Origin of the sequence: Ramlibacter sp. Leaf400, assembly GCF_001424545.1 — a bacterium.
Classification (GTDB): Bacteria; Pseudomonadota; Gammaproteobacteria; order Burkholderiales; family Burkholderiaceae_C; genus Ramlibacter.
The window spans coordinates 302,423-328,910 of record NZ_LMQL01000012.1 but is presented as its reverse complement, the minus strand read 5'-3'; the positions used below and the strand labels follow the sequence as shown (position 1 = coordinate 328,910).

Genomic DNA, 26,488 nt, shown 5'->3' with positions numbered 1-26,488 from the left:
CGGCTGCACCCTGTAACTGTCGGACGCAAGCTCAACACGGGCGCGGAAAGACTCCTGCCGGCGAAGGCGAAAACGCGCAGGCGGTAGGCGCACAACGCGCCCGCGACCCGCGCGGCCGCGCGCCGGCACGGCGCCTTCTCTGGCGCCGGGATGGAAGGGTTCAGCGGGAAACTAGCGCCACCGGCCCGCCGGCATCGCCTGCGGTCGGACGGCTGGTGCCCGGGACGAAGGGCAGGGAGCAGCTGCCGATGGTGGACTGCGCCAGGTACTGCAGGCAGTCGGCATGGGCCATCCGCTGCACCTCGACGGCGGCGCGCCGGTTCTCGGCCTTGCGCACCTGGTGGGTGCACAGGAGGTAGAACGCCAGCAGCTGGGTGGCCACCACCGCGGCGAGCACCAGCCAGAAGCCGGGGTCGCGGGGCATTCCTTCACGGGGATCTAGGAGGCGAGACAGCATGGACCAGTCCGATACGCGTTCTGCAGACCATGCTAGGCAAGCACATTCGGGCGCGTTGGCCGCGCCCGACGCGAACGGGTGTAGGACGGAATCTCGGCGCGGCGCTGGCTGATCCGCAGGCGCGTGCTGCCGCTGGGGTCTCGCGAAAGGATGAGGTTGGCCGCGGGCCGGGGCCGCGCCGGGGCTCAGGCCTTGGGCAGCGTGACGCCGCTCTGGCCCTGGTACTTGCCACCGCGGTCCTTGTAGCTGGTCTCGCAGGCCTCGTCGCTCTCGAAGAACAGGACCTGGGCGCAGCCCTCGCCGGCGTAGATCTTGGCCGGCAGCGGCGTGGTGTTGGAGAACTCCAGCGTGACGTAGCCTTCCCACTCGGGCTCGAAGGGCGTGACGTTCACGATGATCCCGCAGCGGGCATAGGTGCTCTTGCCCAGGCAGATGGTCAGCACGTTGCGCGGGATGCGGAAGTACTCCAGCGTGCGCGCCAGCGCGAAGCTGTTGGGCGGGATGATGCAGACGTCGTCATGGAAGTCCACGAAGCTCTTCTCGTCGAAGTTCTTCGGGTCCACCACGGTGCTGTGGATGTTGGTGAAGACCTTGAACTCGGGTGCGCAGCGGATGTCGTAGCCGTAGCTCGAGGTGCCGTAGCTGATGACGCGCCGGCCTTCCACCTGGCGGACCTGGCCGGGCTCGAATGGCTCGATCAGGCCATGCTGTTCGGCCATGCGCCGGATCCACTTGTCGCTTTTGATGGTCATCGCCCGCTCTCCTGGCGCTATTCTAGGTGCGTGCCCGGACGGCTCCTCCTCCCACGACTCGCTTGCGCGCTGCTGCTGGCGCTGGGTGCATCGGCCCAGGCGCAATCGCCGCCGGCGACGGTGGAACGGGTGGGCGACGCGGTCGTCTTCCGGGGCCGGATCGAAGCCGCCTCGGCCGCGAGGTTCCAGGAGCTGCTGCGCGAGCCGGCGGTCACGCGGGTGGTGATCACCTCCCAGGGCGGCCTGGTGGCCCCGGCGCTCGACATGGCGCAAGCGCTGTTCGAGCGCGGGCTCGACGTGGAGGTGCCTCAGGCCTGCCTTTCCTCTTGCGCGAACTACGTCTTCCCCGCCGGCCGCCGCAAGCGACTGGGCCATGCGCGGGCCGTCGGCTGGCACGGCAACATGACGCACGTGCTGCACCTGCACCAGAGCGGCCGCGAGCGCTGGAGCGAGCCGGAGATGCAGGAGGCGCGCCTGCTGGCCAGGCGTGAGCAGGCGTTCTTCCGGCGCATCGGCGTGGACGGCTTCGTCTGCTGGTTCGGCAAGATCGCGCCCCACGACGTGGAGGAGTTCTACGCCCTCACGCCCCAGGACATGGCGCGCTTCGGCATCGCCGGCGTGGTGGTCGATCCCGGCCCGTCGGGTCCCGGCGCACCGGAGCTCCTGTCGGTCGATGCGGGGAAGATCGAAAGCCTGCGGCCGGCGGTGGCCGTCGACACCCCCTAGCCCCGGTCAGGTCGGCGAAGCGGCCTGGCCGTCCACGTACACCCGTTCCACCACGCGGTCGTCGCCCAGCACGATCAACGAGAACAGCAGTTCGTCCAGGTTGCGCGCGTTCGCGACCTTGCGCGCCAGCAGCGGCGTGGCCTTGGGGTCGAGGACGAGGAAGTCGGCCTCGGCACCGGGCTGCAGGTTGCCGATGGTGCCGTCCAGCCCGAGGGCCTGCGCGGCGCCCGCCGTGTGCTGCCACCACAGGTGCTGCGGGCTGAGGCTCACACCCGGCTTGGTCTGGCCTTCGCGGCCGACGCAGTAGGCCGCCAGCATGGTGTGGAAGGGGCTGAAGCTGGTGCCGCCGCCCACGTCGCTGGCCAGGCCGTAGCGGAAGCCCACGCGCCGTGCGCCTTCGTAGTCGAAGAAGCCGCTGCCCAGGAAGAGGTTGCTGGTGGGGCTCACCGCGGCGGCCGCGCCGGTGACGCGCATCAGTGCGCGGTCGTCGTCGTCGAAGTGGATGCAGTGGGCGTAGATGGCGCGCTCGCGCATCAGGCCGAAGCCGTCGTAGATGGCCAGGTAGCTGCGCGCCTCGGGGAAAAGCTCGCGCGCCCAGCGAACCTCGTCTCGGTTCTCGGCGACGTGAGACTGGATCCAGACGTCCGGATACTTCGAGGCGAGTTCACCGGCACCGCGCAGCTGCGCTTCGGTGCAGCTGGGCGCGAAGCGCGGCGTGATCGCGTAGCCCAGGCGGTCGGTTCCATGCCAGCGGCGGATCAGCGCCTCGGTGTCGACGAGGGACTGCTCGGTCTCGTCGCGCACGCCATCGGGCGAATGGCGGTCCTGCAGCACCTTGCCGGCGACCAGGCGCATGCCACGTGCCTGCGCCTGCGTCATCAGGGCATCGACCGAGGCGGGATGGGAGGTCGCGAAGGTGAGCGGCGTGGTGACGCCGTGGCGCAGCAGCTCGTCGAGGAAGATCTGCGCCACGCCCTGGGCATAGGCCGGGTCGGCGAAGCGCGCTTCGTGCGGGAAGGTGTAGTTCTCGAGCCAGGGCAGCAGGCCCTCGGCCGGAGAGCCGATCACGTCGGTCTGCGGGAAGTGCACGTGCAGGTCGATGAAGCCGGGGGCCAGCAGGCGGCCTGGAAGGTGCTCGACCGCCACGCCGGGGAAGTTGCCGGACAGGGCCGACCAGGAGCCCGCGGCGCGCACGCGCTGGCGGCCGTCCGGGCCGGGGCCGATGAGCAGCAGGCCGTCCTCGTCGTAGACCGCCGAACCATCATCGGTGAAGCGCAGCAGGGCGGCTCGATAAGCTTTCATGATCTGGATTCTGGAGTCCCGTCTCCACGGGGATGGCGCGAGGCGCTCGGCGCGCCCCGCGTCATTTTGGGAGCTTGCCCTGGACCCCGGATACGAGAAAGTTCATGGACAGTATCTGCTCGTCCGTCATCGCGGCGCCCGCGGGCGTGACGGCGCGGCCTTCGTTGTCGACGATCGGGCCGCTGAAGGGCTTGAGCCTGCCCTGCGCGATGTCGCGCTGCCGGGCCAGCACCTCGTCGCGCACGGCCTGGGGCGTCTTCGGCCCGAAGTGCTCGACCTTCACCATGCCCTCGCGCACGCCGCCCCAGACGTTGCCGCTGCGCCAGCGGCCGTCCAGCGCCTCGCGCGTGCGGCGGGTGTAGTAGTCGCCCCAGTGGTGGGTGACGGCGAGCAGCTGCGCATCCGGCGCCGCGAAACGCATGTCGGAGTGGTAGGCGACGGCCAGCTTGCCGCGCTCCTGCGCCGCCGTCATGACGGCGGTCGAGGCGGTGTGGAAGGCGATCACGTCCACGTCCTGGTTGAAGAGCGAGAGTGCGGCTTCGCGCTCGCGCGGCGGATCGAACCAGGCGTTGAGCCAGACCACCTTGACCTGCGCCTGCGGGTCCACCGAGCGCATGCCCAGGGTGAAGGCGTTGATGCCCTGCAGCACTTCGGGGATGGGAAAGCCGGCGACGTAGCCGGCCACGTGGGTGCGGCTCACCCGCCCGGCCGCCACGCCCGCGAGGTACCGGCCCTCGTAGTAGCGCGCATTGGCCGTGGCCACGTTGTCGGCCGCCTTGTAGCCCGTGATCGACTCGAACTTCACGTCGGGGAACTCGCGCGCCACCTTCAGCGTGGGTTCCATGTAGCCGAAGCTGGGCGTGAAGATCAGCTTGTGGCCCTGCCGGGCCAGGTCGCGCAGCACGCGCTCGGCATCGGGACCCTCGGGCACGTTCTCGACCGAGCGGGTCTCCACCCGGTGGCCCAGCGCGGCCTGCACGGCCTTGCGGCCTTCCTCGTGCTGGCGCACCCAGCCGGCTTCGGTGAGGGGGGCGACGTGGATGAAGCCGACCTTCATCGGCGCGGTGGCCTGCGACGTCTGAGCGGCGGCAGTGAGCGATAGCAAGGCGGCCGCGAACGCGGCAGCGAGGTTTTTGTACATGGTGTTCCTCTACATGGCCCCGCGAATGAAAAAGCCGCTGCGGGGCACAGCGGCTGGCGACGATTCTACGGCGACGTGCTCAGGCAGGCGCGAAGCGCAGCGCGGCGATCTCCAGCAGGCCGTCGAAGATGAGGCTGTCGACCAGCTCGAATGCCACCGACAGGTGCGGCGCCATCTTCCAGCCGGCCCCGCCCGTCATGAAGCAGGCCGGCTGCGCACCGCACTCGCGCCGCACGTGCTGCACCATGCGCTCGATGGCGCCCGCGATGGCGTAGGTGCCACCGCTGGTGAGCGCGTCGCTGGTGTTGGTGGGGAACTCGCGCACGTCCCCGGTGGGCACGTGCAGCCCGGCGGTACCGGACTCCAGGGCGCGCAGCATGATGCCGTGGCCGGGCAGGATGAAGCCGCCCAGGAACCGCCCCTCGGCGTCGACCGCTTCCACCGTGACGGCCGTGCCCACCATCACCACCACCATGGGCCGTGCGGGCCCCTCGGCCAGCAGGCGATGGCGGGCACCGATCATCGCCACCCAGCGGTCGGCGCCCAGCCGCGCCGGATGGTCGTAGCCGTTGGTGAGGCCGGCCTCGCCGGCGCTGGAGTGCACCCACTGCGCGGAAAGGTCGAGGTCCCAGGCTTCCTCGATCTGCTCTTCGGCCCGGCGCCGCACGGCGTCGCCGGCCACGGCGCAGCCGAGCATGCGCGCCGGCCTCGGCAGCCGCGACCACGGCCCTTCGGCCAGGCGCTCGATCTGCTCCAGGAACTCGGCCCCGTGCGCCAGCACCGGCGAACCCGGACGCGGCTCTGCATGCAGCGCCCACTTCAGGCGCGTGTTGCCGATGTCGATGAGGAGGAGGGACACGCCTTCAGGCGGCGGCCGAGAGCTGCTCGCCGAGGGTTTCGAGGCAGTGCGCGAGGCTGTCCTCCTGCGTGCGCAGCTGCTCGCATTCGGCCAGCAGCTGGTCCAGGCGCTTGCGCAGGTGGCCGTGGGCGTCCCTGGCGTCGTCCAGGTTCAGGCCCGAGGTCTTGCCCTCGGCGGCGGCGCCGGCCAGCGTGCCCAGGCGCGAGCGCCATTCCCTGGCCTCGCCGCCCACGGTCTTGTGCAGCGCCGCCCGCAGCGCCTGGCGCCGGTCGGCGGCGGCACGGGCCTGCTGGTGGACCTGCTGCGAGGCGGCCACCGCCGCACGAAGAAGTTTCAGGCGCGTCACCAGCGTCTCACAGCGGGCCGCGTCGGCGCGGATCGCCTGCGGGTCGGCGCCGGCCTGCGCCTCGCGGGTCTTGAGCTGGTTGCGCATGTCCTGCAGCCAGCGCGCGCCCTGGTCGATCATCTTGTCGAGGGCGCGGTATTCCACCTCCAGCTCCACCATGGTCCGGTCGCACGCGCTCGCATGCGGCTGCTGCGCCTGCTGGACCGCCGCGACCGCGGCCGGCAGGGCCTTGATCACCGCCTCGATGTCCTCGACCTGGGCGGCGAACCCGGCGCCGGCATTGCGGCTCTTGCCGGTGACGGCCGCCCACAGGCCCTTGGGCTGCAGCAGCGAGAAATCCAGCGTGGGCAGCACCTGGGCCAGGCCCTCGAGCAACGGCTGGAACGCCGCGGCCCGCGAGGCGACGGCCTGCCGCTGCAGGTCGACCCGCAGCTCGGACAGGCGCCGCACGTGCTGGTGGCCGGCATCGGCGGCCATCTGGTCCAGGAAGGCGGCCGGCGAGACCGGGGCGCGGGCCTTGGCCGCGACCTGCGCCAGCTTGGCCGGCGTCATCAGGGAAGCCGTGCGGTCTTCGGAAGAGTCCATGGGGCGGAGGGCGGGCGGGAGTGGGCGCCAATATACCGCCTCGGGCGGCTGTCGCTCCAATCGGGTGCGCGGCCGGCGGCTCAGATCGCGCCGAGCCAGCACGCGCGCTGGATGGCGGCCAGCTTGCTGTCCACCTTCAGCTTGCCCATGGCGTTGGCCAGGTGGTAGTTGACGGTGCGCTCCGAGCAGGACAGCTGCTGCGCGCTTTCCCTTGCCGTGAGGCCGCGGAAGGCCAGCACCAGGCATTCGCGCTCGCGCGGGCTGAGCGTGGAGCGTTCGTCCGCGATGCAGCGCCGCACCACCGGCCAGACGTTCAGCGCCGACCACACCAGCGAGGCCGCCTCGGCCCGGTCGTTGAGTTCGCGCGGGCTGAACATGAAGCATTCGAAGGCGCGGCCGGCCGGCAAAGGGAACTCGACCCGCACCACCGTCTGGAAGCCGTGCGCCAGCCAGAGCAGCCGCCAGCGGCCGGCCGAGTGGTGGTCGGCCTTGGCGATGTACTGCCAGGCCACCAGGGGCGCGTCGGAGTCGCGCCAGCGCGCGCCGAAGTCGTGGCTCTCGGCGAGCGCGCGGGCCGCGGTGGCCAGGCCGGGCGGGTGGACCGCGACCACCTGCCGGTCGTCGCTGGTGCCGAAGGGGTCGGGGCCGAGGACCACGATCGCCTCGACCGAGGACTCGCGCAGGGCACTGACCCATTCGCTCAGGACCGTGTCGAGGTCGGAGCTGTCAAAATTAGCAGGGTTCGACATCGACACGGTCGTGGTTTCGTACCGGGCTGAGACAATAGCAGCTCCATGTGCCACAGGCTGAGGTCGACTCCCCTTCCATGATCCATTCCCCGCCTGCCGTCGCGACACGCGCACCGACCCGTCTGCGGGGCGGGAGTGCGGCGGGCGCGGTGCGTGCGGGGACGCGGGGTCGGGCCGCATGAGCTTTCCGCTGTTCAACCGGCCCGGCACGATCGTCTTCCTCGACGACGATCCCGACTACCTGGAGATGCTGGCCCTGATGCTGCCGCGCAAGTGGCGCGCCCGGCTCTTCGTGCAGCCGCGCGAATGCATCCGCCAGCTGCAGCAGGAACTCCCCTTCTGGGAAGCCGACACCTGGAGCCAGCAGCAGCTGGTGGACCAGTGGCGCGCCGGCCGGCCGCTGGTGCCGCAGATCCTGGAGTACTGGGCGCGGCAGACCGAGCGCTTCTCCCTCACGCGCGTGTTCGTGGTGGATTACTCGATGCCGGAGATGGACGGCCTGCAGGCGCTCGACGCGCTGGCCGACTGGCCGGGGGCGCGCGTGCTGCTCACCGGCCAGGCCGACGACCAGGTCGCCATCGACGCCTTCAACGCCGGCCTGATCCAGCAGTTCATCCCCAAGCAGACGGCCGACATCGAGGCGCGCCTGGTGGACGTGCTGGAGCGCCTGCAGGGCACGCCGCACCCCAGCCACGCCCAGACCTGGCGCGCCACGCTGCGGCCCGAGCAGGCCACGCTGCTGCGCGACCCGGCGGTGGCGGGCCGGCTGGGCGCGCTGGCCGCGCGACACTGGGTGGAGCACGTGGTCATCGGCGACCCGTTCGGCGTGATCGGCCTGGATGCCGACGGCGCCGCCAGCTGGATGCAGCTGGAGACCGGCATCGGACTGCCGGCCCTGGCGGAACTGGCGCAGCTCGAAGGCCTGGGCGCCGACGTCGTGGCCGACGTGCGGGCCGGCCGCAAGCTGGTCGACCTGGAAGTGAGCCAATCGCTGCGGCGTCCGCCGCAGGTGGCCGACGCGCTGCCGCTCGACGAGGCGGGCAGCGCCTTCGCGGCCTGGTTCCCGCTGGACGTCCAGGGCCTGGGCGATGCAGGCTACAGCCGTTGGCTGGCCCGCCAGCCGCAGCGGCGCATCGACTCCTGACGACGTCCTGGTCGGGCCTTGCATTGAAGGCCGATTGAAGAGGAACCCGCGCCCCGGCGGGACAGCACCCCTGTCAGTCCTGACAGGGGGGACAGGCACCAAGTCCTTGGCCAGCGGGCTTCAGGCCAGCTTGCCGTGGCACTGCTTGTACTTCTTGCCGCTGCCGCAGGGGCATGGATCGTTGCGGCCCACGCGCGGCATCGAAGCCGTGCCCGCGGCGGCGGCCGCCACCGCGGTGCGGACGGCCGTGGACTCGTCGAGCCGGCTCTCGGCCTCGCCGCTCTCGTTGGGCGCGGTGTAGGTGACGTTGGAAATGCGCTCGGCGCGCTCCTCCAGGTCCTCGGCCGCCTGGTCGAGCTGCTCGCCGGACTGCACCTTGACCGTCATCAGGATGCGGGAAACCTCGTTCTTGACCGAATCCAGCAGCTGGCCGAACAGCTCGAAGGCTTCGCGCTTGTACTCCTGCTTGGGCTGCTTCTGCGCGTAGCCGCGCAGGTGGATGCCCTGGCGCAGGTAGTCCAGCGCCGACAGGTGCTCGCGCCAGTGCGTGTCGATGCTCTGGAGCAGCACGACGCGCTCGAACTGCGTGAAGTTCTGCTGGCCGATCTCGGTCACCTTCTGGTCGAAGGCCTCGTTGGCGGCCTTGATCACCGTCTCGAGGATGTCCTCGTCGGTGATGGCGCTGGACTCCTGCACGCGCTGCTGCAGCGGCAGTTGTATGCCCCAGTCGTCCGCCAGCACCTTTTCCAGGCCGGCCACGTCCCACTGCTCCTCCACCGATTCCGGCGGCACGTACTGGTGCACCAGGTCGGTGAAGCAGCCTTCGCGCAGCGCCGCGATCTGGGCGGACAGGTCGCCCGCGTCCATGATGTCGTTGCGCTGCTGGTAGATCACCTTGCGCTGGTCGTTGGCGACGTCGTCGTACTCCAGCAGCTGCTTGCGGATGTCGAAGTTGCGCGCCTCCACCTTGCGCTGCGCGCTCTCGATGCTGCGGGTGACGATGCCGGCCTCGATCGCCTCGCCGTCGGGCATCTTGAGGCGGTCCATGATGGCCTTGACGCGGTCGCCCGCGAAGATGCGCATCAGCGGATCGTCCAGGCTCAGGTAGAAGCGCGAGGAGCCGGGGTCGCCCTGGCGGCCCGAGCGGCCGCGCAGCTGGTTGTCGATGCGGCGGGACTCGTGCCGCTCGGTGGCGATGATGCGCAGGCCGCCCTGCTGCACCACGAACTCGTGTTCCTTCTGCCATTGCGCACGCATCTCGGCGATGCGCTGCTGCTTGTCGGCGGGGTCGACGGACTCGTCGGCCTCCAGGGCCTCGATCGCCTTCTCCACGTTGCCGCCCAGCACGATGTCGGTGCCGCGGCCGGCCATGTTGGTGGCGATGGTGATCATCTTGGACCGCCCCGCCTGGGCCACGATCTCGGCTTCGCGCGCGTGCTGCTTGGCGTTGAGCACCTGGTGCGGCAGGCCTTCCTTGATGAGCAGCTCGTCGATGATCTCGGAGTTCTCGATCGACGTCGTGCCCACCAGCACCGGCTGGCCGCGTTCGTGGCACTCCTTGATGTCCAGGATGGCGGCCTGGTACTTCTCGCGCGTGGTCTTGTAGACGCGGTCGAGCTGGTCGTCGCGGCGGCTCGGCCGGTTGGGCGGGATCACCATCGTCTCCAGGCCGTAGATCTCCTGGAACTCGTAGGCCTCGGTGTCGGCCGTGCCGGTCATGCCCGCCAGCTTGCCGTACAGGCGGAAGTAGTTCTGGAAGGTGATGGACGCCAGCGTCTGGTTTTCCGGCTGGATCGGCACGCCTTCCTTGGCCTCGACGGCCTGGTGCAGGCCGTCGCTCCAGCGGCGGCCTGACATCAGGCGGCCGGTGAACTCGTCGACGATGACCACTTCCATCTGGCCGTTCTCGCCAGGCTGCACCACGTAGTGCTGGTCGCGGTGGTACAGGTGCTTGGCCCGCAGCGCCGCGTACAGGTGGTGCATCAGCGTGATGTTGGCCGGGTCGTACAGCGTCGCGCCTTCGGGGATCAGGCCCAGGCCGGAGAGGATGCGCTCGGCGTTCTCGTGGCCCTGCTCGGTGAGGTAGACCTGGTGGGTCTTCTCGTCCACCGTGAAGTCGCCCGGCTTGATGACGCCTTCGCCGGTGCGCGGGTCGGCCTCGCCTTCCTGGCGCTGCAGCAGCGGCACCATCTGGTTCATGGCGACGTACAGGTCGGTGTGGTCCTCGGCCTGGCCGCTGATGATCAGCGGCGTGCGCGCCTCGTCGATCAGGATCGAGTCCACCTCGTCGACGATGGCGTAGCTCAGGCCGCGCTGCACGCGGTCGGCCGGCTCGTACACCATGTTGTCGCGCAGGTAGTCGAAGCCGAACTCGTTGTTGGTGCCGTACGTGATGTCCGAGCGGTAGGCCGCCTGCTTCTCCTCGCGCGGCATCTGCGGCAGGTTCACGCCGACGGACAGGCCCAGGAAGTTGTAGAGCTTGCCCATCCACTGGGCGTCGCGGTTGGCCAGGTAGTCGTTGACCGTGACCACGTGGACGCCCCGGCCGGCCAGCGCATTGAGGTACACCGGCAGGGTGGCGGTGAGCGTCTTGCCTTCGCCGGTGCGCATCTCGGCGATCTTGCCGTTGTGCAGGCCCATGCCGCCCAGCAGCTGAACATCGAAGTGGCGCATCTTCATGATGCGCTTGGAGCCTTCGCGCACGACGGCGAAAGCTTCCGGCAGCAGCGCATCCAGCGTCTCGCCCTTGGCGACGCGGTCCTTGAACTCCTGGGTCTTGGCGCGCAGCTGGTCGTCGCTCAGCTTCTCGAGCTGCGGCTCCAGGGCATTGATCTGGTCCGCCACGCGGCGGTACTGCTTGAGCAACCGGTCGTTGCGGGATCCGAAAATCTGGGTCAGGAAGTTCTTGGCCATGAACGCGATGCTGCCCTGCCGGCCCCGGGGGCCTGGCAGGGCAGCGCAATCCTTAGGTGCTGCAGCAGTTGGGGGTGCCCGCCGGCCGATGCAAGCAGCGGCCGGTCGGCAAAGCGAAAGATTTTACCGCCGCGTCGAGGCGGCGAGCCGGCCGGAGGCCATGCCGGGAAGGTGGGCGCCGGCGTTGAGGAACTTCTGCGGGTCCTGGGCGATGCCGTCGAGGAGCACTTCGAAGTGCAGGTGCGGCCCGGTCGAGCGGCCGGTGGACCCGACTTCGGCGATCTTCTGGCCGCGCTTGACCAGGTCGCCCTTGCGCACCAGCGTCCGCGAGGCGTGCGCGTAGCGCGTGACCAGGCCGTTGCCGTGGTCGACCTCGACCATGTTGCCGTAGGCCGGATGCGGCTCCTGGGCCACGACCACCCCACCGGCGGCGGCTAGGATGGAGGTGCCCGTGTCGGCCTGGAAGTCCAGCCCGGTGTGCAGGGCCGAGCGGCCGGTGAAGGGGTCGATGCGCCAGCCGAAGGCCGACCCCACCGGGCCGCTGCTGACCGGATGCTGGGTGGGCACCATCATTTTGCGAACGCGCTGGTCGAACAGGCGCGACTCGGCCAGGGTGAGCAGGTCGGCGCGCTGGTCGGTCAGCGCGTCCAGCTCGGTGAGGGTGCTGCGCAGCTCTTCCATCGTGATCGGCCGGCCCGACACCAGCGTGCCGCCGCGGCCGGGCGCGGCCTTGATCTCGGCCGGGTTCACGCCCGCGAGGCCCGAAACCCGCTCGCCGAGCGCTTCCAGCTGCACCAGCTTGGCCTGCATCTCGCCGAGCTTGCGCGCCATCGCATCGATGTTCTCTCGCATGTAGCGGTCGCGCTGCTCGATCTCGTCCTTGACCACCAGCCGCACCAGGGTGCCGACCACCGGCCAGCCCTCGCGCGCCCCCTTGAGGAAGACCCAGTGGTACAGCAAGGCGACCAGGAGCGTGAGCAGCATGGCCAGGCCCAGCAGGGCCAGCACCAGCCGCGTGCCGCTCAGGTGGACGGCGCGGCTCTTGGCCAGCCAGGCATCCGTGATAATGAAATGCACTCGCTCCTCCTTCCCGCACGTGAACCGCAATCTCCACCCCGTCACCGTGCAGCAGGCCGCCGAAGGCTCGCCCACGCTGGCGAGACTGGCGGAGCTGGCACGGGAGTCCGGTGAACGGCTCCGCGCGATTGAATCTTTGCTCCCCGCAGGGCTGCGATCCGCAGTCAAGGCCGGGCCCATCGAGGGCACGGGCTGGTGCCTGCTGGTGGAAGGCAACGCCGCGGCCGCCAAACTGAGGCAGGTGCTGCCTGCGTTGCAAGCTCAGCTGTGCGGCTTGGGCTGGGAGGTTACAGCAATCCGCATCCGGGTCCAGACCGTCCGCGGCTGAGCCGCCGGACGGGCTTGCGACCCGGCTGAACGGCGTGGCGGACAATCCCCGTGCGCCCCGCCGCCCCCTCGCCCGAGAGACGAGTTCCACCGTGTTGACAGACCCATTCGTTCCCGCGGCCGATGCGGCCGCTCAGGGCCCCGCCCTGCAGGCCTTCTGCCGGGCGCTGCCCAAGGTGGAACTGCACTGCCACTTGCTGGGCGCGATCCGGCAGGCCACCTTCCATGAGCTCGCCCGGCGCGAGGGCGGCTTCGGGCCCGAGCAGATCGATGGGCTGTTCGCCCACGGCGAGAAGCGCCAGGGGGCGATCCCGGGCTTGCGCGCGCTGGAGAGGCACGTCCTGCGACGCCCCGACGATCTCTACCGGCTCACCCGTGAATACCTGGAGGACGCGCGCGCGCACAACGTCCTCTACGCCGAGTTCTTCTGGAACCCCACGGGTGTCGTCAGGCACTCGGGCCTGTCGTACCGCGTGTTGCAGGACGCGATCGTGCAGGCCGCGAACGACGCCGAACGCGACCTCGGCATCGTCGGTCGCCTCGTGCCCGCCATCGACCGCGAGGCGCCGCCGGCCGAGGCCGATGAGATGGTCGCGTGGATGGTGGCCGCGCGCCGCGACGAGGTGCCCGGCATCGGCATCGACTATCGCGAGGCGCTGGGCCCACCCGAACTCTTCGCGTCGGCCTATGCTGCCGCGCGTCGCGCCGGCCTTCGCACGACGGCGCATGCCGGCGAATACGGGATGCCCTGGACGCATGTGCAGACGGCCCTCGACACGCTGGGCGTGGACCGCATCGACCACGGCTACACGGTGGTCGACCGGCCCGAGCTGGTGCAGCAATGCCTGGAACGCGGGATCGTGTTCACCATCGTGCCGGCCAATTCCTACTACCTGCGCACGCTGGCACCCGAGCGCTGGGCGCTGGACCACCCCATCCGCCGCATGCTCGCGCTGGGCCTGAAGGTCCACCCCAACAGCGACGACCCGACGTTGCACAACATCTCGCCCACGCAGGCCTGGAGCATGATGGTCGAACAGTTCGGCTGCAGCATCCAAGGCCTCCGCGGCCTCATGCACAACGGCCTGGACGGCGCCTGGATCGACGCTCCCCGGCGCGAACGCTGGCGTGCCGACTGGACCGCGCGCTTCGATGCGCTGGTGGAGCAGCATTTCCCGGCCGCCTGAGTGAGACTCCCCTCCCGCGCCCCTTCCCTGGATTTCCCCATGACCCAGAACCTTCGTCGCTCCGTCGTGCTGGGCGCGCTCGGGCTGATCGCCGCAACTTCCGCCCTCGCGCAACCCGCCTGGCCCTCCGCCAAGCCCATCACGCTGATCGTGCCCTTCACCGCGGGTGGCGGAACCGACGGCATCGGGCGCCTCTTCGCGCAGAAGCTGGGCCAGCAGATCGGCCAGTCGGTCGTGGTCGACAACGTGGGCGGCGGTGGCGGCACCATCGGCACGCAGAAAGCCGCACAGGCCGCGCCCGACGGCTACACCCTCCTCATGGCGGTGGACAGCCCCGCCGCCATCGCGCAGTACGTCAATCCGCCGGCCGTGAAGTACGACACGCAGCGCGACTTCGCGCCCGTGGGCATGCTCAGCACGCTGCCGCTGGTCATCATGGGCCGCCCGGGCCTGGCCGCCTCGTCTTTCCAGGAGGTGATCGCGCTCGCGAAAGCCAATCCCGGCAAGCTCACCTACGCCACCTCGGGCATCGGCACCGTACTGCACCTCGCGATGGAGCGCTTCCAGCAGCAGGCCGGCTTCCGCCTGGTGCATGTGCCCTACCGCGGCGGTGCACAGGCGATCACCGACCTGATCGGCAACCAGGTGGACCTGGCCATCCTGCCCACGGGCTCGGCGGTGCCGCTGGTCGGCAGCAAGAAGGTCAAGGGCTTGGCGGTCACCGACGCGCGCCGCCTGCCGGCGCTGCCGGAGGTGCCCTCGATCACGGAGCTGCCGGGCTTCAAGGACCTGGCAATGACCGCATGGATCGGCATCTTCGCGCCCGCGGGCACGCCGGCGCCGGTGATCGAGCGGCTCAGCACCGAGATGAACAGAGTGCTGCAGATGCCCGACGTGCGCGCCAAGTTCGCGGAGCAGGCCATCATCCCCGGCGGCGGCAGTGCCGCGGACTTCGGCGCGTTCGTGAAGAGCGAGCAGAGCCGCTACGAGCGCATCGTGCGCACCGCGAATATCCGCGAATGAGCGGCCACCATGGCCAAAAAAAAAGCCCGCAGACCGCGGGCTCGGAGGCAGATGATGCCTGGGGTCAGTAGCGCTGGCCCCCGCCGAAGCCACCCGTGCGCGGAGCACGCGACTCCATCGGCTTGGCCTCATTGACGACCATGTCCCTGCCGCCCACATCCTGGCCGTGCATTCCGCCGATGGCGGCATTCGCCTCCTCGGGCGACGACATCTCGACGAAGCCGAAGCCCTTCGACCGTCCGCTATCGCGGTCCATGATGACCTTGGCGCTGTTGACGGATCCGAATGCGCTGAACGCGCGTTCCATGTCGCTGTCGCTGTAGGAATAGGGCAGGTTGCCCACGTAGAGTTTGTTTCCCATGATGTCTCCATTGAGGAAATGCCGCGCGGCAACATGCCGTGCGGTGCACAACGCCAGAGAACATCGGAGGGGATTCGACAACGTCGCGCTGGATTGCCATGCCAGCGGAGGGAGAAGAGACCTAGAGAACGACGATCTGTTGAACGTCCAGCCAACGCATAGTAGCACGGGGACGTGCAACCGCACGGGACCTCCGATGGCGGCACCATCGCAGGCCTTCTGTCAGGCCGAGTAGCGCTCTGCTGAAGTCACGCAGGCTCCGCGACCCTCCGCTTCCTGCCGCTGCCGGCCGCCTGCCGTGCTCCAGCCGCCGCGGTGCGCAGCAGTCGCTGGAACGTCGGGCAGTCCGAATGGCTGGCCGCGGGGCAGACCGCCGCATGCCGCAGGCTCTTGCTCACGGCCTGCAGCCGCCGGATGGTCCGCTCGATCTCGTCCGCCTTCGCGGCCAGCATCTGCCGATCGAGACTCGGCCGGCCCCCCGGCGAGAACATCGAACGGATCTCGCCGAGCGAGAAGCCGGCCGAGCGCGCCAGGGCAATGAGCGCCAGCTGCTCGAGCACGCCCGGCGAGAACCGTCGCCGCAGGCCATCACGGCCGACCGAGGCGATCAGCCCCTTCTCCTCATAAAAGCGCAGCGTGGAAGCCGGCACGCCGGAACGCTTCGCGACCTCCGCGATATCCATGGGCAACCCCTTGACTTCAAGTGGACTTGAACTTCTATCCTGCCAGAACCACTCAAGGAGAATCACATGACCATGACACTCGATGCCCTGGCCCGCGAATGCCACAGCCTGCTCCTGGCGGACGGGTCGCCCGCCGGCCGCGCGCAGGTCGCGGCCCTGCTCGGCCGGGCGCTGCGCGACGAGGAGTTCGTACGCGCACAGTTCGCCGGTGGCATGCCGGAACGCAAGATCCTCCACGAGGACCGCGACCTCGGCTTCTGCATCCTCGGCCATGAGTACCAGGACGCCAAGGAAGGGGGGCCGCACGACCACGGCCCGTCGTGGGCGATCTACGGACAGGCCGAAGGCGAAACGACGATGACCGACTTCCAGGTCGTGCAGCCGCCCGCCGCCGGCGCCGCAGGGAAAGTGCGACGGCTGCGCAGCTATGTGCTGCGCCCCGGGGATGCCCACCTCTACAACGACGCGCGGTCCACGCGCCGAGCCGTGGCGGCCCCACGCGGCTGATCCGGATCGAAGGGACGAACCTGGAGAACGTGGCGCGGGGAAAGTACGAGGTGGCGACCGACTGAGACCAGGAACGGACGACCCGTCATCCGCCGCGAAGGAGATGCCCTCATGAATCCAAGCCCGATCGCGCCCCGCTGGCGCAGCCTGTTCCGCCGGTGGCCGGCCGCACTCTTGGCCCTGGCCATCGCGGCGACCTGCGTCCACTGGGGCGGCGGCGACGCACGGGCCGCCGCGCCATCCACCCCCTCGTCGTCGCCATTCCAGTCGTTGGGCGCGGCGGTGTCCTGGGTCAACTCGCCACCGCTCGCGCCCGAGTCGCTGCGCGGGAAGGTCGTGCTGCTGGACTTCTGGACCTACTCCTGCATCAACTGCCTGCGCACCCTGCCCTACATCCGCGCCTGGTCGGACAAGTACCGCGACCTGGGGTTCGTCGTGGTCGGGGTGCACACGCCCGAATTCGGTTTCGAGCACCGGCCGGCGAACGTGCAGCGCGCCGCGGCGCGGCTGGGCATCACCTTCCCGGTCGCGGTGGACAGCAATCGCGCCATCTGGCAGGCGTTCGGCGTCAGGGCCTGGCCTTCGCTCCATTTCGTCGACGCGTCCGGGCGCGTGCGCAGCCGGCAGGTGGGCGAAGGCGGCTACGAGGACGCCGAACGCGTCATCCAGCAGCTGTTGCGCGAGGCCGGCCGCAAGAACGTGCCCACCGATCTCGTCGCGCCGCAGGGCGAAGGAACGCAAGCCGCGCCCGGCCCGATGCCCCCGGCCTCACCCGAGACCTACGTCGGCGCCTCGCGCAGCGAGGGATTCCGGGCCGCGAGCGGCGGCCTGCGCGCGGGACGCACGCACGAGTACTCGCCGGCGCCGGTCCTGGGCCTCAACGAATGGACGCTTGCCGGCCAATGGAAGGTCGGCGAGGAGGATGCGCAACTGCAGCGCGCCGGAGGACGCATCGCCTACCGCTTCAAGGCCCGCGACCTCCACCTGGTGCTGGGGCCTGCCGAGGACGGCCGTCCGGTGCGCTTTCGCGTGAGGCTCGATGGCCAGGCGCCCGGCCCGGGCGGCGGCAGCGACCTCGATGCCAGCGGCATGGGCCTCATCGACGGTCATCGGCTGTACCAGCTGGTGCGCCAGCAGCCGTCCGCCGCCGAGAGGCTGTTCGAGATAGAGTTCCTCGATCCCGGCGTGCGGGCCTATGCATTCACGTTCGGTTGAACGAACGTTCGTCCTGCGCACGGATACCTGACCCGAATGACAGAAACCACTCCCACGCTCGAACTCCTGCCGCGCGACCTGGCCCCGTACAGGACAGGCAACACCGGCATTCCCTACGTGCACCGCTTCGACTCGGGACGCCCCGGGCCGCACGTACTGGTCAACGCGCTCACGCACGGCAACGAGTTCTGCGGGATGGTCGCCGCGACGCATCTGCTCGACCGCGAAGTGCGGCCGCTGCGCGGCGTGCTCACCGTGAGCTTCGCGAATGTCGAGGCGTACGAGTCGTTCTCGCAAGACGACCCGTTCGCCAGCCGGCAGTTGGTGCACAACATGAACCGCATCTGGTCGCCGGACTGGCTCGAAGGCGGCGGGATCAGCCCCGAACTGCGGCGTGCGCGCGAGCTCCGGCCAGTGCTTGCGGCGGCGGACCACATCCTTGACATGCATTCGACCTCGCAGCCGGTCGAACCTTTCTGGGTGTACCCGGCTTTCGACCGCAATGAGCGCGCCGCCACCGCCATCGGTGTGCCGGCCATTCACCTCGTGATGCCGGATGGCCTGGGCACCGGCACGCCGGTCATCCAGCACGGCCGCCACGGCGATCCGCACTCGGACTCCGTTGCGCTCGTCGCGGAATGCGGCCAGCACTTCCTGCAAGCCACCGGCGAGCTCGCGGTCGAGGTCACCCTGCGATTCATCGCGCACTTCGGGCTGATCGACGCGGCCCCGGACTGGGCGCCCCCCGCTGCGACACGGCGTTACGAGCTGCTGTCGACCGAAGTCGTGCAGCATGGGCACGTGCAGTTCTCGCGCCCGGTGGTCGGCCTGGAAACATTCGCGCGCGGGGAGTTGATCGCGACCGATGGCGAACGCGAGATCCGCTCGCCGTGCGACGGTTGCACGATCTTTATGCCGACGCGCAAGGCCGTCATCGGCCGCGAGCTCGTCTATCTCACGCGTCCGCTGTCCTGAGTGCGATAGAGCGCCGGCTCGGCAGGAACCAAGCTGCGCCCTGATGAAGCCGGCTTCGGTGGGATGCAGTGATGAAGATGCTCGAGCCGCACCAGGGTCGACAGGCGCGGCGTAGGCGCAGCGTCGTCCTACGTCCATTACTCTCCGCACCGCACACGCGACGTGCGGGCAAGCGCCAAGATGGCGTGAGGCCGGATGGTCCAGCCGAGTGGAAGGAGACAGCAATGCCGCAAACGACCAAGGCCTCCAGGGGAGGCAAGACGCAGTCGACCAAGAGCAAGAGCCGCTCCAGCGGCGCCGTGTCCGAGAAGGCCGCAGCCAAGAAGGCGTCGCGCTCGAATGGGCCGACGGGGCCGAACAAGCACGGTGAGAAGAAGAGCACGCCGCATTGAGCGGCTGCCACGAAATTGCTGAGAGACGGCGCGGCTGCTTGAGTGCGGGTCTCAGATCTGTCGACCGCTTGCGAGTATGCTGCCCGGCTTTGACCACCTGACTGCCGATGACGCAAGCCGAAACGCCCAAGAAGAACTCCGCCTTCATGAAGGCGCTGAAACCGAGCCCCGAACTGGCCGCGGTGATCGGCCCCGAGGCCGTGCCACGGACCGAAGTCACGAAGCGGCTGTGGGAGTACATCAAGGCTCACAACCTGCAGAACCCTGCCAACAAGCGCAACATCGTTTGTGACGAAAAGCTCATGGCGGTGATGGGCAAACGCGAGGTCACCATGTTCGAGATGACCGGCTTGGTGGGAAAGCACCTGCACGCGGCCTGACCGCCAAGTCGTCTCCGGCCGGCGAAGTCCTGAGCGGCGCGCTCAGGCCTCGCGCTGCAACTGCGCCAACTGCTCGCGCAGCCGCATGTTCTCCGCCGCAAGCACGGCTACGCGCTGACGCAGCGATTCGATCGTGTCCTCGCCCTCCACCGCAGTCTCGACATGCCGAGGCGGCGGCTCGACGGCCAGAGTCTTGCGCGATTCGCGCACGCGCCTGGCCGCCTGCTTCAGCTCCTCCTTGCCGCCGGTGGCCGCGGCCACCTGCTCTTCCCGGGGCAAGCTGGCGACCGTCGCCGCGGCATTGATCGAGATCTCACCCGCCTTGACGGCCGCGACCACCTCGGGCACGGCCTGCTTCTGGATCCTCTCGATCTGCATCACCCGGCTGCTGCTCAGACGGGCCACCCGGGCAAGGGCCTCCCGCGTGGTCTCATGCACCTCGCCGGCGGGTGCAGCAGCCGCAGAAGCTTCAGCAGTCGCCGCCTTGGCAGCTGACGCCTCAGGGCCAGCTTCCGGAGACGTTCGCGACAGCCGCTCGGCAACGATCTCGCGCTTGCGCAAGGCCAGCACGCCGCGCTGGAAGTCCGACAGGCTGCGGCGGCCAAGGTGCTGGTCGATCATCCAGAGGTGCACATCTTCGATCGAGCCAAAGCGAGTGCTCTGCACCGTCTGGAACGGCACGTCATGCTGGCGGCAGATGGCGTAACGGTTGTGGCCGTCCACCAGCATGTTGCCCCAGAGCACCAACGCGTCGCGGCAGCCCTCGGCCAGGATGCTGCGCTCGAGCGCACGGTACTCCTCAGGCGTCAGCGGATCGATGTAGGCCTTGATTGTTTCGTTGACGACGATGTCCATCGAGGAATGCGGGACTGGGGAAATGCGAGGGACGCGCATTGTAGGCAGCGGAGAGCCGGCTTCCGTCGTGTCCCTGCCAGTCGCAGGAGGGTCGGCTGATGGACCTTGACCCGCCTCGTTCGGCCCTCTTCAGGTTGTCTTCGCAATGGGCGACAGGCGCGAGGGCCCGACGGGGGCCATGGGGCGTTGTTGGCTCCGATGCCTCCTGATCTGTCGGACGCGGTTGGTTCGCTGGTCGCCGATCCGCCAGGCTGTGCGCCTCGAAGCCGAAGTTGCCCGGTTGAGCGTGGCGGTCACCGGGTTCTTCCAGCGGCAGTTGCTCGTTCGAGTCCTACGGCAGTTCCAGGAGGAACCTGGAGTGAGCCCGCACCGTCGCACGAATGAAACTGAGCCGCAGATCCTGGTTGCGCTTGCTGCGATGAGGTGAGAACCTCCCCGCATGTTGAGAGACTTGGACGTGAAAGAAGATCAAGCAGGGCCCCGGCGCGGCACGTGCGTCGGCATTTCGCTGGATTCGACCGGGAGATCAGAACCGATGCGCCTGGAGGCGCCCTTGTTCGTGATGGCCCTCGGAGGTTTTCTGGGAGGCATTGCTGCCGCAGCCATCCAGGCCGGGTTCCTGGGCTTTGTCGTGCTGACGCTGGGATCGGCCTACGGCCTGCTGGCGGCGCTGGGCAGCTTGGGCAACGGTTATGTCGCGTTGCAGCCGAGGATGGTGATTCTTCTGGCTTTCGTGCCGATGCTGGTGGGGTTCATTGGCATGCTGCTGGGTACGGCCCTTCTGGACTGACGCCGCCTGGCGCGGTGTCGCTCAACTTGGCTGTCAGCTTTCGCTGATGAGTTTGTCAGCGGCACTTGACGTGTGGGTAGTCGGCGTCCGACATCCATTCCCGACCGTGGATTGGTCTCAGAGTGCATCCATGTTCGCTGGCGCACTGCGGGCAGGTGACTTTGCCGCTCCAGCCCATCGGACGGTATCTGGTGGCTTCCTGCTCGACCGCACACCGCTTGCTCGGCCGTGTCGCCCCGAACCTCGGCACTACATCGGGTTTCAACGCAAAGTTCGAACCTGCTCGTTTGGCCCCACATTTCGGCCCTCGGGACGCAACCGCCCGAACCAGTCTTGACCCATTGCCCTAGCTGGCGACGCCCTGGTCGAGAACCTGCCAATTCCACCTGTAGAGGAACTGAGACATGGAAACCGATTTCATTCGGATGGGCATCGTTTACATCCACCTGATCGCATGCTGCGTCGCCATCGGCACGGTGTTCATGGGCGATCTCGACATGGTGCGCCGCCTGCTGCGCTCCAGTGACGACCGGACCGACCCGGCGCACTTCACAAGCCTGCACACCGTCGTGTCACGGGCCCTGATCGCACTGTGGATCACCGGAGTTGCCCTGGTCGGGTTCGACGTCTGGCTCAAGGGCGCCGGCATCCTGGCCAACCCGAAGCTCCAGGCCAAGATCGCGATGGTCTGCCTGCTGACCATCAACGGCCTGGCGCTCCAGCAGTACGTGCTTCCCTACCTGAAGAAGACGGGTTCCCTGATGGGCCTGTCGTTCAGCCGCCGCATGAAGGCCCTGTTCATCGGATCGGTCTCGGGCGTGTCCTGGTTCTACGCCGCCATGCTGGGCATCGCCCGTCCGCTCAACTGGAAGTTCTCGCTGACGGAAATCCTGGCCGCGTACCCGGTGATGGTCGCCGGTGGCTTCGTCGGCATGATGGCCCTGACCGCTTGGGCCGAGTACCGGGCCCGGTACGCCGGCATGGACATGGAGCTGTTCGGCCCGCGCGAGCTGCGCCGCGTCCCGGCGCTGGCCGCCGCCTGACCGGCTCCGCGGCCGCTCAGGCCACCCCGCCCCACAGCGCGTGCATCGCGGCCGCGAAACCAGCGGCATGCGCCGCCGGCGGCCGGGGCTCGGCGCCGCCGACGAACACGCGTGCGACCCTGGCGTCGGGCGACGAGAACACCGCGGCATCCAGCACCCGGTCGGCGGGGATGCCCAGCAGCGCCGGCGAAGCCGGATCCAAGACGCAGAAGTCGGCGCGCTGCCCCGCGGCCAGCCCGGCGAGCGGCAGGTCCGCGGCGGCCCCACCGCCGCCGATCGCCGCATCGAACAGGACGGCGGCGGTGGCCTCCCGGCCCGCCGCCCGTGCCGCGACGTTGCGCTGGCGCAGGACCAGCCGGCCCGAGTACTCCAGCAGCCGCAGCTCCTCCATCCAGCTGCGGGTGATGTGGCTGTCCGAGCCGATGCAGCAGCGGCCGCCGGCCGCCAGCCAGGCCGGCAGGTCGAACACGCCGTCGCCGAGGTTCGCTTCCGTGCTCGGACACAGCACGATGGCGGCCCCGCTGCGTTGCACGCCGTGCAGCTCGGCGACGCTGGCGTGCGTTGCATGCACCAGGTTCCATCCGCCATCGAGGAGATCCTGCTCCAGCAGCCACTCGATCGGGCGCCGGCCGTGCTGCGCGATGCAGTCGTCCACCTCCAGCTGCTGCTCGGCGATGTGGATGTGGACCGGCATGCCGGCCCCGCGCGCGGCCTGGGCGGTTTCGCGCAGGGCGCCGGCGTCCACCGCGCGCATCGAGTGGATCGCGATGCCGGCGGTGAGCGACGTGTCGTCGGCGCCGAGCTTGCGCAGCGCCTGCGCGATGCGCAGCACGGAATCCGGTGTGGAAGCGAAGCGGCGCTGGTCCACGCGCAGGCCTGCGGCCGTGAAGCCGGAGCGCATGTACAGCGTCGGCAGCAGCGTCAGGCCGATGCCGGCGCGCTTGGCCGCCCGCACCAGGGCCAGCGACATCTCCAGCGGATCGGCATAGGGCTTGCCGTCCAGGTCGTTGTGCAGGTAGTGGAACTCGCAGACCTGCGTGTACCCCGCCTGCAGCAGTTCGGCGTAGAGGAAGGTCGCGATCGCCTCCAGCTGCGACGGCGTGATGCGCAGCGCCGCGGCATACATGCGGTCGCGCCAGCTCCAGAAATCATCGCGGCCCGCGGGGCTGAGCTCGGCCAGGCCGGCCATGGCGCGCTGGAAGGCGTGGCTGTGGCCGTTGGCGACACCGGGCAGCACCGGGCCTGGCAGCACCTCGGCGCCTGCGCGATCCGCCTGGCCGGCGCCGGCACGCATCTCGGCCCAGCGCCCATCATGGCCCGCCACCAGCAGCACGTCGCGAGCCCAGCCGCCGGCGATCCAGGCCTGGGCGGCGAAGAAGCGGCGGCCTTCAGGCATACAGGCTCCGACAGGCGGACAGGGCCTCCTGCACCATGTCGCGCAGCACCGGCTGGATGGCGACGGCCCGGGCATCGTCGTAGTCCCACGGCGGCGCCTCGCGCATGTAGAGGCACTGGCACATCTCCAGTTGCACGGCATGCACGTGCTCGGCCGGCCGGCCGTAGTGGCGCGTGATGTAGCCGCCCTGGAAGCGGCCGTTCACCACGTGGGTCACTTGCGGATGGCGGGCGGCCGCCCGCGCCACGGCATTCGTGATGAACGGATGCGCGCTGGCACCGCCGGCCGTGCCGATGTTCAGGTCGGGCAGGCGGCCGTCGAACAGCCAGGGGATCTGGGAGCGGATGCTGTGTGCGTCCCACAGCAGCACGAAGCCGTGCTGCGCCTTGATCCGCGCGAGCTCCCCCTCCAGCGCCTGGTGGTAGGGGGCCCAGTACGCCGCGCGCCGCTGCAGCCGTTCGGCCGGCGAGGGCGCCTGGCCGTCCCGGTACAACGCCTCGCCGGTGAAGAAGCGGGTCGGGCACAGCTCGGTGTTGGAGGCGCCGGGATACATGGGCGCGTCGTCCGGCGGCCGGTTCAGGTCGATCACATAGCGCGACACCGTGGCCTGCAGCACACTGGCCCCCAGTTCGCGGGCAAAGGCATAGAGCCGGTCCAGGTGCCAGTCGGTGTCCTCCACCTCCAGGCCGCGCGGCACGAAGCCGGCCCGCAGGGGCTGCGGGATGCCGGTCCCCAGGTGGGGAATGCTCACCAGCAGCGGCACGTTGCCCGGACTCAGGGTAAAGGTCATCTCGCTTGTCCTTCCACGAAGGTGGCGCGGCAGGGATTGAGCCCCAGCGCGTAGCTCAGTTCGGCGGGGCTGCGCACGTCCCACAGCACGAAGTCGGCGCGCAGGCCGGGAGCAAGCACGCCGCGGTCGGCCAGCCCGAGGGCCTTGGCCGCATGGCGCGTCACGCCCGCCAACGCTTCCTGCGGCGTCAGCCGGAACAGGGTGCAAGCCATGTTGAGCATCAGCAGCAGCGAGGTGCAGGGCGAGGTGCCGGGGTTGCAGTCGGTGGACACGGCCATCGGCACGCCATGCTCGCGCAGCAGCGCGAGCGGCGGCAGTCGCGTGTCGCGCAGGAAATAGAAGGCGCCGGGCAGCAGCACCGCGACCGTGCCGGCCTCTGCCATCGCGCACGCGCCGGCCTCGCCCAGCCACTCCAGGTGGTCGCAGCTGAGCGCGCCATACGATGCGGCGAGTTCGGCACCGCCGCTGTCGCTCAACTGCTCCGCATGCAGCTTGACCGGCAGGCCGAGGGCACGCGCCTGGTCGAACACGCGCCGGGTCTGCGCGGTGCTGAAGGCTATGGTTTCGCAGAAGGCGTCCACCGCGTCCGCCAGGCCCTGCGCATGCAGTCCACGCATCATGCGGCAGACCTCATCGATGTAGTCGTCCGGGCGCCCGGTGAACTCCGGCGGAAGGGCATGCGCGCCCAGGAAGGTGGTGCGCACGGACACCCGCTCCACCTCGCCCAGCCGACGCGCCACGCGCAGGCACTTGGCCTCGGCTTCCAGCGACAGGCCGTAGCCGGACTTGATCTCCACCGTGGTGACGCCTTCGGCAAGCAGCGCGCGCAGGCGGCGGCGCGATTGCGCGAGCAGCTGCGCCTCGTCGGCGGCGCGCGTGGCCTTGACGGTGGAGACGATCCCGCCGCCGGCGCGGGCGATGTCCTCGTAGCTCGCGCCGTTCAGGCGCGCCTCGAACTCGGCGGCGCGGTCGCCGCCGTACACGAGGTGGGTGTGGCAGTCGATCAGCCCCGGGGTGATCAGCGCTCCCCCGGCGTCGTTCACGATGACCCCCTTGCGCCACTGCGGCGGCAGCTCGCCGCGCGGGCCGACCCAGGCGATGCGCCCGTCCTGCACGGCCAGCGCACCGTCCTCGATCAGGCCGTAGGGTTGCGGCGCGTCTTCGGCCAGCGTGGCGATCCGCGCATGGGTCCAGACCTGCAGCTTCATCGCGCGACCTCCATCCACAGTGCATCTTCGGCCATGACGTGCCCGTCGGCGGGCGCGTCCTGCAAGCGCCAGGCGAGATGGAAGGCCGGCACCGACACCGCCTGGCCGCCCAGCACCATCCGCGCCGGCGCCGAGTGCGCATACAGCGCCAGCAACGCCGGGGCGTCCGTGCTCACGGCCAGCTCGTTCCGCAACCGGCGCATCCGCGCGTGCCCCGGCGCCGCCATCAGGTTGAAGTCGCGCGTCGCACCGCCCGGCAGCTCGCAGTGCACCGCCGCGCCGCCGTCGAACCGGAAGGCCTCGCTCGCGCGCGTCAACCGCTGCTCGTGCCCCTCGATCCGCAGCACCACCCCCGCGCCTTCCAGCACCGCGAACCAGCGCTCGAGGCCTTCGAAGCGCGAGAACGGCCCGGGCGACGCCACCTCGGCGACGGACAGGCGCACGCGCCACTCCGAAGCCGTCGGCCAGGCCAGCAGCTCGCGGGTGGCGCCGCCGCCATTGCGCCACGGTTGCGGCTGCGTCGCGGCCAGGGAAACCATCTGCCAGCTCATGCCTGGAACTGCCCGCTGAAGCTGTAGCGGGTGCCGGGGTAGAGCTGGCGCGCGACGCTCGCCACGTTGGCCCCGCTGACGGTACGCCGCATCATCGCCAGGCAGGGGTCGCCGGTCTTGATGTCGAGCGCCTTCGCTTCCTCGGCACTCGGCAGGCACGCCTCGATGGCGTAGCTGGCCTCCGTCAGCGGCGCGTGCTGCAGCAGGTGCAGGGTGGGCGAGACCCGCGTGAAATCGGTCTGCAGGTACTCGGGTGCAGCCTGCGGATTGACGTAGCGGTCTTCGTACTGGATGGGCACGCCGTTCTCCAGGTGGACCAGCACGGTATGGAACACGCGCGCGCCCCGGCGCAAGCCCAGCGCCTCGGCCACCTGCGCGCCCGCCTTCTCCTGCGCAACCTTCAGCACGCGCGTGCCGTGCACATGGCCGCGCTCGGCCACCTCCTCGTGGATGTCGCGGATCACCAGCTGCGACGAGATGCGGTGCAGCTGGGCCACCCGCGTGCCCGAGCCCTGCACCCGGGTGACCAGCCCTTCCGTGGACAGCTCGCGCAGCGCGCGGTTGGCCGTCATGCGGCTGATGCCGAAGCGTTCCGTCAGCGCCGCCTCGCTGGGCACCGGGTCGCCGGGTTTCCACTGGCCGCTGGCGATGTGCTGCCGGATCCAGGCCTTCACCTGCTCGTAGACCGGCACGTCGATTCTTCCCATGGGCCCGAAGATACCCCATTGACAACGACTTGTATAGACAACTATTC

Annotated in this window: 29 protein-coding genes; 12 read left to right on the top strand and 17 right to left on the bottom strand. The window is 69.6% G+C overall.

Translation table 11 applies throughout. The features are described 5' to 3' along the window. Positions 1-160 precede the first annotated feature (160 nt). Together ASG30_RS17385 and dcd are read right to left on the bottom strand one after the other, a co-directional pair. Positions 161-424, bottom strand: coding sequence for a hypothetical protein (locus ASG30_RS17385; protein ID WP_055899568.1), 264 nt, complete (start codon positions 422-424; stop codon positions 161-163). Between the two features lie 218 nt (positions 425-642). Then, positions 643-1,209 carry a dCTP deaminase gene (gene dcd / locus ASG30_RS17380; protein ID WP_055899565.1) on the bottom strand — a complete coding sequence of 189 codons (567 nt, stop codon included), beginning with the start codon at positions 1,207-1,209 and terminating at the stop codon, positions 643-645. Between the two features lie 30 nt (positions 1,210-1,239). Here dcd and ASG30_RS17375 point away from each other — a divergent pair, with 30 nt between their 5' ends. Further along, the gene (locus ASG30_RS17375; protein WP_156385596.1) at positions 1,240-1,935 is read left to right on the top strand and encodes a hypothetical protein; all 696 of its coding nucleotides are present in this window, start codon (positions 1,240-1,242) and stop codon (positions 1,933-1,935) included. A gap of 6 nt (positions 1,936-1,941) precedes the next feature. Here ASG30_RS17375 and guaD read toward each other — a convergent pair whose 3' ends face one another. The 5 genes from guaD to ASG30_RS17350 all read right to left on the bottom strand — a co-directional run bounded on the left by guaD (position 1,942) and on the right by ASG30_RS17350 (position 6,917). Next, positions 1,942-3,237, bottom strand: coding sequence for a guanine deaminase (guaD, locus tag ASG30_RS17370; protein WP_055899559.1), 1,296 nt, complete (start codon positions 3,235-3,237; stop codon positions 1,942-1,944). A 61-nt stretch (positions 3,238-3,298) separates the two neighbouring features. Continuing rightward, the gene (locus tag ASG30_RS17365; protein ID WP_055899556.1) at positions 3,299-4,378 is read right to left on the bottom strand and encodes a BMP family ABC transporter substrate-binding protein; all 1,080 of its coding nucleotides are present in this window, start codon (positions 4,376-4,378) and stop codon (positions 3,299-3,301) included. 79 nt (positions 4,379-4,457) lie between these two features. Further along, positions 4,458-5,237, bottom strand: a complete 780-nt coding sequence (locus tag ASG30_RS17360) for a type III pantothenate kinase (RefSeq protein WP_055899553.1) — start codon at positions 5,235-5,237, stop codon at positions 4,458-4,460. Between the two features lie 4 nt (positions 5,238-5,241). Continuing rightward, entirely contained in the window at positions 5,242-6,168 is a 927-nt protein-coding gene (locus ASG30_RS17355) for a hypothetical protein (protein WP_156385595.1), read from the bottom strand. An 80-nt stretch (positions 6,169-6,248) separates the two neighbouring features. Further along, complete coding sequence (locus ASG30_RS17350) at positions 6,249-6,917, bottom strand: helix-turn-helix transcriptional regulator (RefSeq protein ID WP_055899547.1); 669 nt, start codon at positions 6,915-6,917, stop codon at positions 6,249-6,251. A 178-nt stretch (positions 6,918-7,095) separates the two neighbouring features. Here ASG30_RS17350 and ASG30_RS17345 point away from each other — a divergent pair, with 178 nt between their 5' ends. Continuing rightward, positions 7,096-8,061, top strand: coding sequence for a response regulator (locus tag ASG30_RS17345; protein WP_055899544.1), 966 nt, complete (start codon positions 7,096-7,098; stop codon positions 8,059-8,061). Positions 8,062-8,181: 120 nt separating this feature from the next. Here the strand turns inward: ASG30_RS17345 and secA are convergent, their stop codons facing one another. Both secA and ASG30_RS17335 read right to left on the bottom strand, forming a co-directional pair. Beyond that, a complete protein-coding gene (secA, locus tag ASG30_RS17340) occupies positions 8,182-10,974 on the bottom strand; it encodes a preprotein translocase subunit SecA (protein WP_055899541.1) in 2,793 nt (930 codons plus the stop codon). Positions 10,975-11,097: 123 nt separating this feature from the next. Next, on the bottom strand, positions 11,098-12,051 hold the full coding sequence (locus tag ASG30_RS17335; RefSeq protein WP_082522170.1) for a M23 family metallopeptidase: 954 nt from the start codon (positions 12,049-12,051) through the stop codon (positions 11,098-11,100). Positions 12,052-12,070: 19 nt separating this feature from the next. Between ASG30_RS17335 and ASG30_RS17330 the strand changes: the two genes are divergently transcribed. From ASG30_RS17330 to ASG30_RS17320, 3 genes are all read left to right on the top strand, one after another. Beyond that, entirely contained in the window at positions 12,071-12,379 is a 309-nt protein-coding gene (locus tag ASG30_RS17330; RefSeq protein WP_055899535.1) for a hypothetical protein, read from the top strand. A 91-nt stretch (positions 12,380-12,470) separates the two neighbouring features. Then, positions 12,471-13,565, top strand: a complete 1,095-nt coding sequence (locus ASG30_RS17325) for an adenosine deaminase family protein (protein WP_082522169.1) — start codon at positions 12,471-12,473, stop codon at positions 13,563-13,565. Positions 13,566-13,604: 39 nt separating this feature from the next. Next, entirely contained in the window at positions 13,605-14,588 is a 984-nt protein-coding gene (locus tag ASG30_RS17320; RefSeq protein ID WP_055899532.1) for a Bug family tripartite tricarboxylate transporter substrate binding protein, read from the top strand. A 64-nt stretch (positions 14,589-14,652) separates the two neighbouring features. Here ASG30_RS17320 and ASG30_RS17315 read toward each other — a convergent pair whose 3' ends face one another. After that, positions 14,653-14,949 (bottom strand): RNA recognition motif domain-containing protein, encoded by a 297-nt coding sequence (locus ASG30_RS17315; RefSeq protein WP_082522168.1) that lies wholly within the window; start codon positions 14,947-14,949, stop codon positions 14,653-14,655. Positions 14,950-15,197: 248 nt separating this feature from the next. Beyond that, entirely contained in the window at positions 15,198-15,632 is a 435-nt protein-coding gene (locus ASG30_RS17310) for a helix-turn-helix domain-containing protein (protein WP_055899529.1), read from the bottom strand. A 66-nt stretch (positions 15,633-15,698) separates the two neighbouring features. On the opposite strand from ASG30_RS17310, the gene ASG30_RS17305 reads away from it, so the two are divergent. From ASG30_RS17305 to ASG30_RS17290, 5 genes are all read left to right on the top strand, one after another. Next, positions 15,699-16,139, top strand: coding sequence for a hypothetical protein (locus ASG30_RS17305; protein ID WP_055899526.1), 441 nt, complete (start codon positions 15,699-15,701; stop codon positions 16,137-16,139). Between the two features lie 111 nt (positions 16,140-16,250). Next, on the top strand, positions 16,251-17,354 hold the full coding sequence (locus ASG30_RS17300; protein ID WP_055899523.1) for a redoxin family protein: 1,104 nt from the start codon (positions 16,251-16,253) through the stop codon (positions 17,352-17,354). A 36-nt stretch (positions 17,355-17,390) separates the two neighbouring features. Then, positions 17,391-18,329, top strand: a complete 939-nt coding sequence (locus tag ASG30_RS17295; RefSeq protein ID WP_055899520.1) for a succinylglutamate desuccinylase/aspartoacylase domain-containing protein — start codon at positions 17,391-17,393, stop codon at positions 18,327-18,329. A gap of 224 nt (positions 18,330-18,553) precedes the next feature. Continuing rightward, positions 18,554-18,721 carry a hypothetical protein gene (locus ASG30_RS22670; protein ID WP_156385594.1) on the top strand — a complete coding sequence of 56 codons (168 nt, stop codon included), beginning with the start codon at positions 18,554-18,556 and terminating at the stop codon, positions 18,719-18,721. 107 nt (positions 18,722-18,828) lie between these two features. Further along, on the top strand, positions 18,829-19,101 hold the full coding sequence (locus ASG30_RS17290) for an SWIB/MDM2 domain-containing protein (protein ID WP_055899517.1): 273 nt from the start codon (positions 18,829-18,831) through the stop codon (positions 19,099-19,101). A 42-nt stretch (positions 19,102-19,143) separates the two neighbouring features. On the opposite strand, the gene ASG30_RS17285 is transcribed toward ASG30_RS17290, so the two are convergent. Continuing rightward, positions 19,144-19,956: a hypothetical protein gene (locus tag ASG30_RS17285; protein ID WP_055899514.1), complete on the bottom strand. Its 813-nt coding sequence runs from the start codon at positions 19,954-19,956 to the stop codon at positions 19,144-19,146. Positions 19,957-20,413: 457 nt separating this feature from the next. Between ASG30_RS17285 and ASG30_RS17275 the strand changes: the two genes are divergently transcribed. Beyond that, positions 20,414-20,746, top strand: coding sequence for a hypothetical protein (locus tag ASG30_RS17275; RefSeq protein ID WP_156385593.1), 333 nt, complete (start codon positions 20,414-20,416; stop codon positions 20,744-20,746). Positions 20,747-21,150: 404 nt separating this feature from the next. Continuing rightward, positions 21,151-21,789: a hypothetical protein gene (locus tag ASG30_RS17270; RefSeq protein ID WP_200947318.1), complete on the top strand. Its 639-nt coding sequence runs from the start codon at positions 21,151-21,153 to the stop codon at positions 21,787-21,789. 16 nt (positions 21,790-21,805) lie between these two features. On the opposite strand, the gene ASG30_RS17265 is transcribed toward ASG30_RS17270, so the two are convergent. The 5 genes from ASG30_RS17265 to hutC are packed head-to-tail and all read right to left on the bottom strand — an operon-like array spanning position 21,806 to position 26,441. Next, positions 21,806-23,185 carry a formimidoylglutamate deiminase gene (locus tag ASG30_RS17265; protein ID WP_055899505.1) on the bottom strand — a complete coding sequence of 460 codons (1,380 nt, stop codon included), beginning with the start codon at positions 23,183-23,185 and terminating at the stop codon, positions 21,806-21,808. Further along, positions 23,178-23,975, bottom strand: a complete 798-nt coding sequence (hutG, locus tag ASG30_RS17260; RefSeq protein WP_055899502.1) for an N-formylglutamate deformylase — start codon at positions 23,973-23,975, stop codon at positions 23,178-23,180. Before hutG ends, ASG30_RS17265 begins: the two co-directional genes overlap by 8 nt. After that, a complete protein-coding gene (hutI, locus tag ASG30_RS17255; protein ID WP_055899499.1) occupies positions 23,972-25,183 on the bottom strand; it encodes an imidazolonepropionase in 1,212 nt (403 codons plus the stop codon). The genes hutG and hutI overlap by 4 nt, the downstream gene beginning before the upstream one ends. Beyond that, on the bottom strand, positions 25,180-25,734 hold the full coding sequence (locus ASG30_RS17250) for a HutD/Ves family protein (protein ID WP_082522167.1): 555 nt from the start codon (positions 25,732-25,734) through the stop codon (positions 25,180-25,182). The genes hutI and ASG30_RS17250 overlap by 4 nt, the downstream gene beginning before the upstream one ends. Beyond that, the gene (gene hutC, locus ASG30_RS17245) at positions 25,731-26,441 is read right to left on the bottom strand and encodes a histidine utilization repressor (protein ID WP_055899494.1); all 711 of its coding nucleotides are present in this window, start codon (positions 26,439-26,441) and stop codon (positions 25,731-25,733) included. The genes ASG30_RS17250 and hutC overlap by 4 nt, the downstream gene beginning before the upstream one ends. Between the last annotated feature and the right edge of the window lie 47 nt (positions 26,442-26,488).

Bases quoted from the DNA above. Each gene is read 5' to 3' on its own strand.
- ASG30_RS17385 (WP_055899568.1), bottom strand. From the start codon at position 424: ATGCCCCGCGACCCCGGCTTCTGGCTGGTGCTCGCCGCGGTGGTGGCC.
- dcd (WP_055899565.1), bottom strand. From the start codon at position 1,209: ATGACCATCAAAAGCGACAAGTGGATCCGGCGCATGGCCGAACAGCAT.
- guaD (WP_055899559.1), bottom strand. From the start codon at position 3,237: ATGAAAGCTTATCGAGCCGCCCTGCTGCGCTTCACCGATGATGGTTCG.
- ASG30_RS17365 (WP_055899556.1), bottom strand. From the start codon at position 4,378: ATGTACAAAAACCTCGCTGCCGCGTTCGCGGCCGCCTTGCTATCGCTC.
- ASG30_RS17355 (WP_156385595.1), bottom strand. From the start codon at position 6,168: ATGGACTCTTCCGAAGACCGCACGGCTTCCCTGATGACGCCGGCCAAG.
- ASG30_RS17350 (WP_055899547.1), bottom strand. From the start codon at position 6,917: ATGTCGAACCCTGCTAATTTTGACAGCTCCGACCTCGACACGGTCCTG.
- ASG30_RS17345 (WP_055899544.1), top strand. From the start codon at position 7,096: ATGAGCTTTCCGCTGTTCAACCGGCCCGGCACGATCGTCTTCCTCGAC.
- secA (WP_055899541.1), bottom strand. From the start codon at position 10,974: ATGGCCAAGAACTTCCTGACCCAGATTTTCGGATCCCGCAACGACCGG.
- ASG30_RS17320 (WP_055899532.1), top strand. From the start codon at position 13,605: ATGACCCAGAACCTTCGTCGCTCCGTCGTGCTGGGCGCGCTCGGGCTG.
- ASG30_RS17315 (WP_082522168.1), bottom strand. From the start codon at position 14,949: ATGGGAAACAAACTCTACGTGGGCAACCTGCCCTATTCCTACAGCGAC.
- ASG30_RS17310 (WP_055899529.1), bottom strand. From the start codon at position 15,632: ATGGATATCGCGGAGGTCGCGAAGCGTTCCGGCGTGCCGGCTTCCACG.
- ASG30_RS17305 (WP_055899526.1), top strand. From the start codon at position 15,699: ATGACCATGACACTCGATGCCCTGGCCCGCGAATGCCACAGCCTGCTC.
- ASG30_RS17300 (WP_055899523.1), top strand. From the start codon at position 16,251: ATGAATCCAAGCCCGATCGCGCCCCGCTGGCGCAGCCTGTTCCGCCGG.
- ASG30_RS17295 (WP_055899520.1), top strand. From the start codon at position 17,391: ATGACAGAAACCACTCCCACGCTCGAACTCCTGCCGCGCGACCTGGCC.
- ASG30_RS22670 (WP_156385594.1), top strand. From the start codon at position 18,554: ATGCCGCAAACGACCAAGGCCTCCAGGGGAGGCAAGACGCAGTCGACC.
- ASG30_RS17290 (WP_055899517.1), top strand. From the start codon at position 18,829: ATGACGCAAGCCGAAACGCCCAAGAAGAACTCCGCCTTCATGAAGGCG.
- ASG30_RS17285 (WP_055899514.1), bottom strand. From the start codon at position 19,956: ATGGACATCGTCGTCAACGAAACAATCAAGGCCTACATCGATCCGCTG.
- ASG30_RS17270 (WP_200947318.1), top strand. From the start codon at position 21,151: ATGGAAACCGATTTCATTCGGATGGGCATCGTTTACATCCACCTGATC.
- ASG30_RS17265 (WP_055899505.1), bottom strand. From the start codon at position 23,185: ATGCCTGAAGGCCGCCGCTTCTTCGCCGCCCAGGCCTGGATCGCCGGC.
- hutG (WP_055899502.1), bottom strand. From the start codon at position 23,975: ATGACCTTTACCCTGAGTCCGGGCAACGTGCCGCTGCTGGTGAGCATT.
- hutI (WP_055899499.1), bottom strand. From the start codon at position 25,183: ATGAAGCTGCAGGTCTGGACCCATGCGCGGATCGCCACGCTGGCCGAA.
- ASG30_RS17250 (WP_082522167.1), bottom strand. From the start codon at position 25,734: ATGAGCTGGCAGATGGTTTCCCTGGCCGCGACGCAGCCGCAACCGTGG.
- hutC (WP_055899494.1), bottom strand. From the start codon at position 26,441: ATGGGAAGAATCGACGTGCCGGTCTACGAGCAGGTGAAGGCCTGGATC.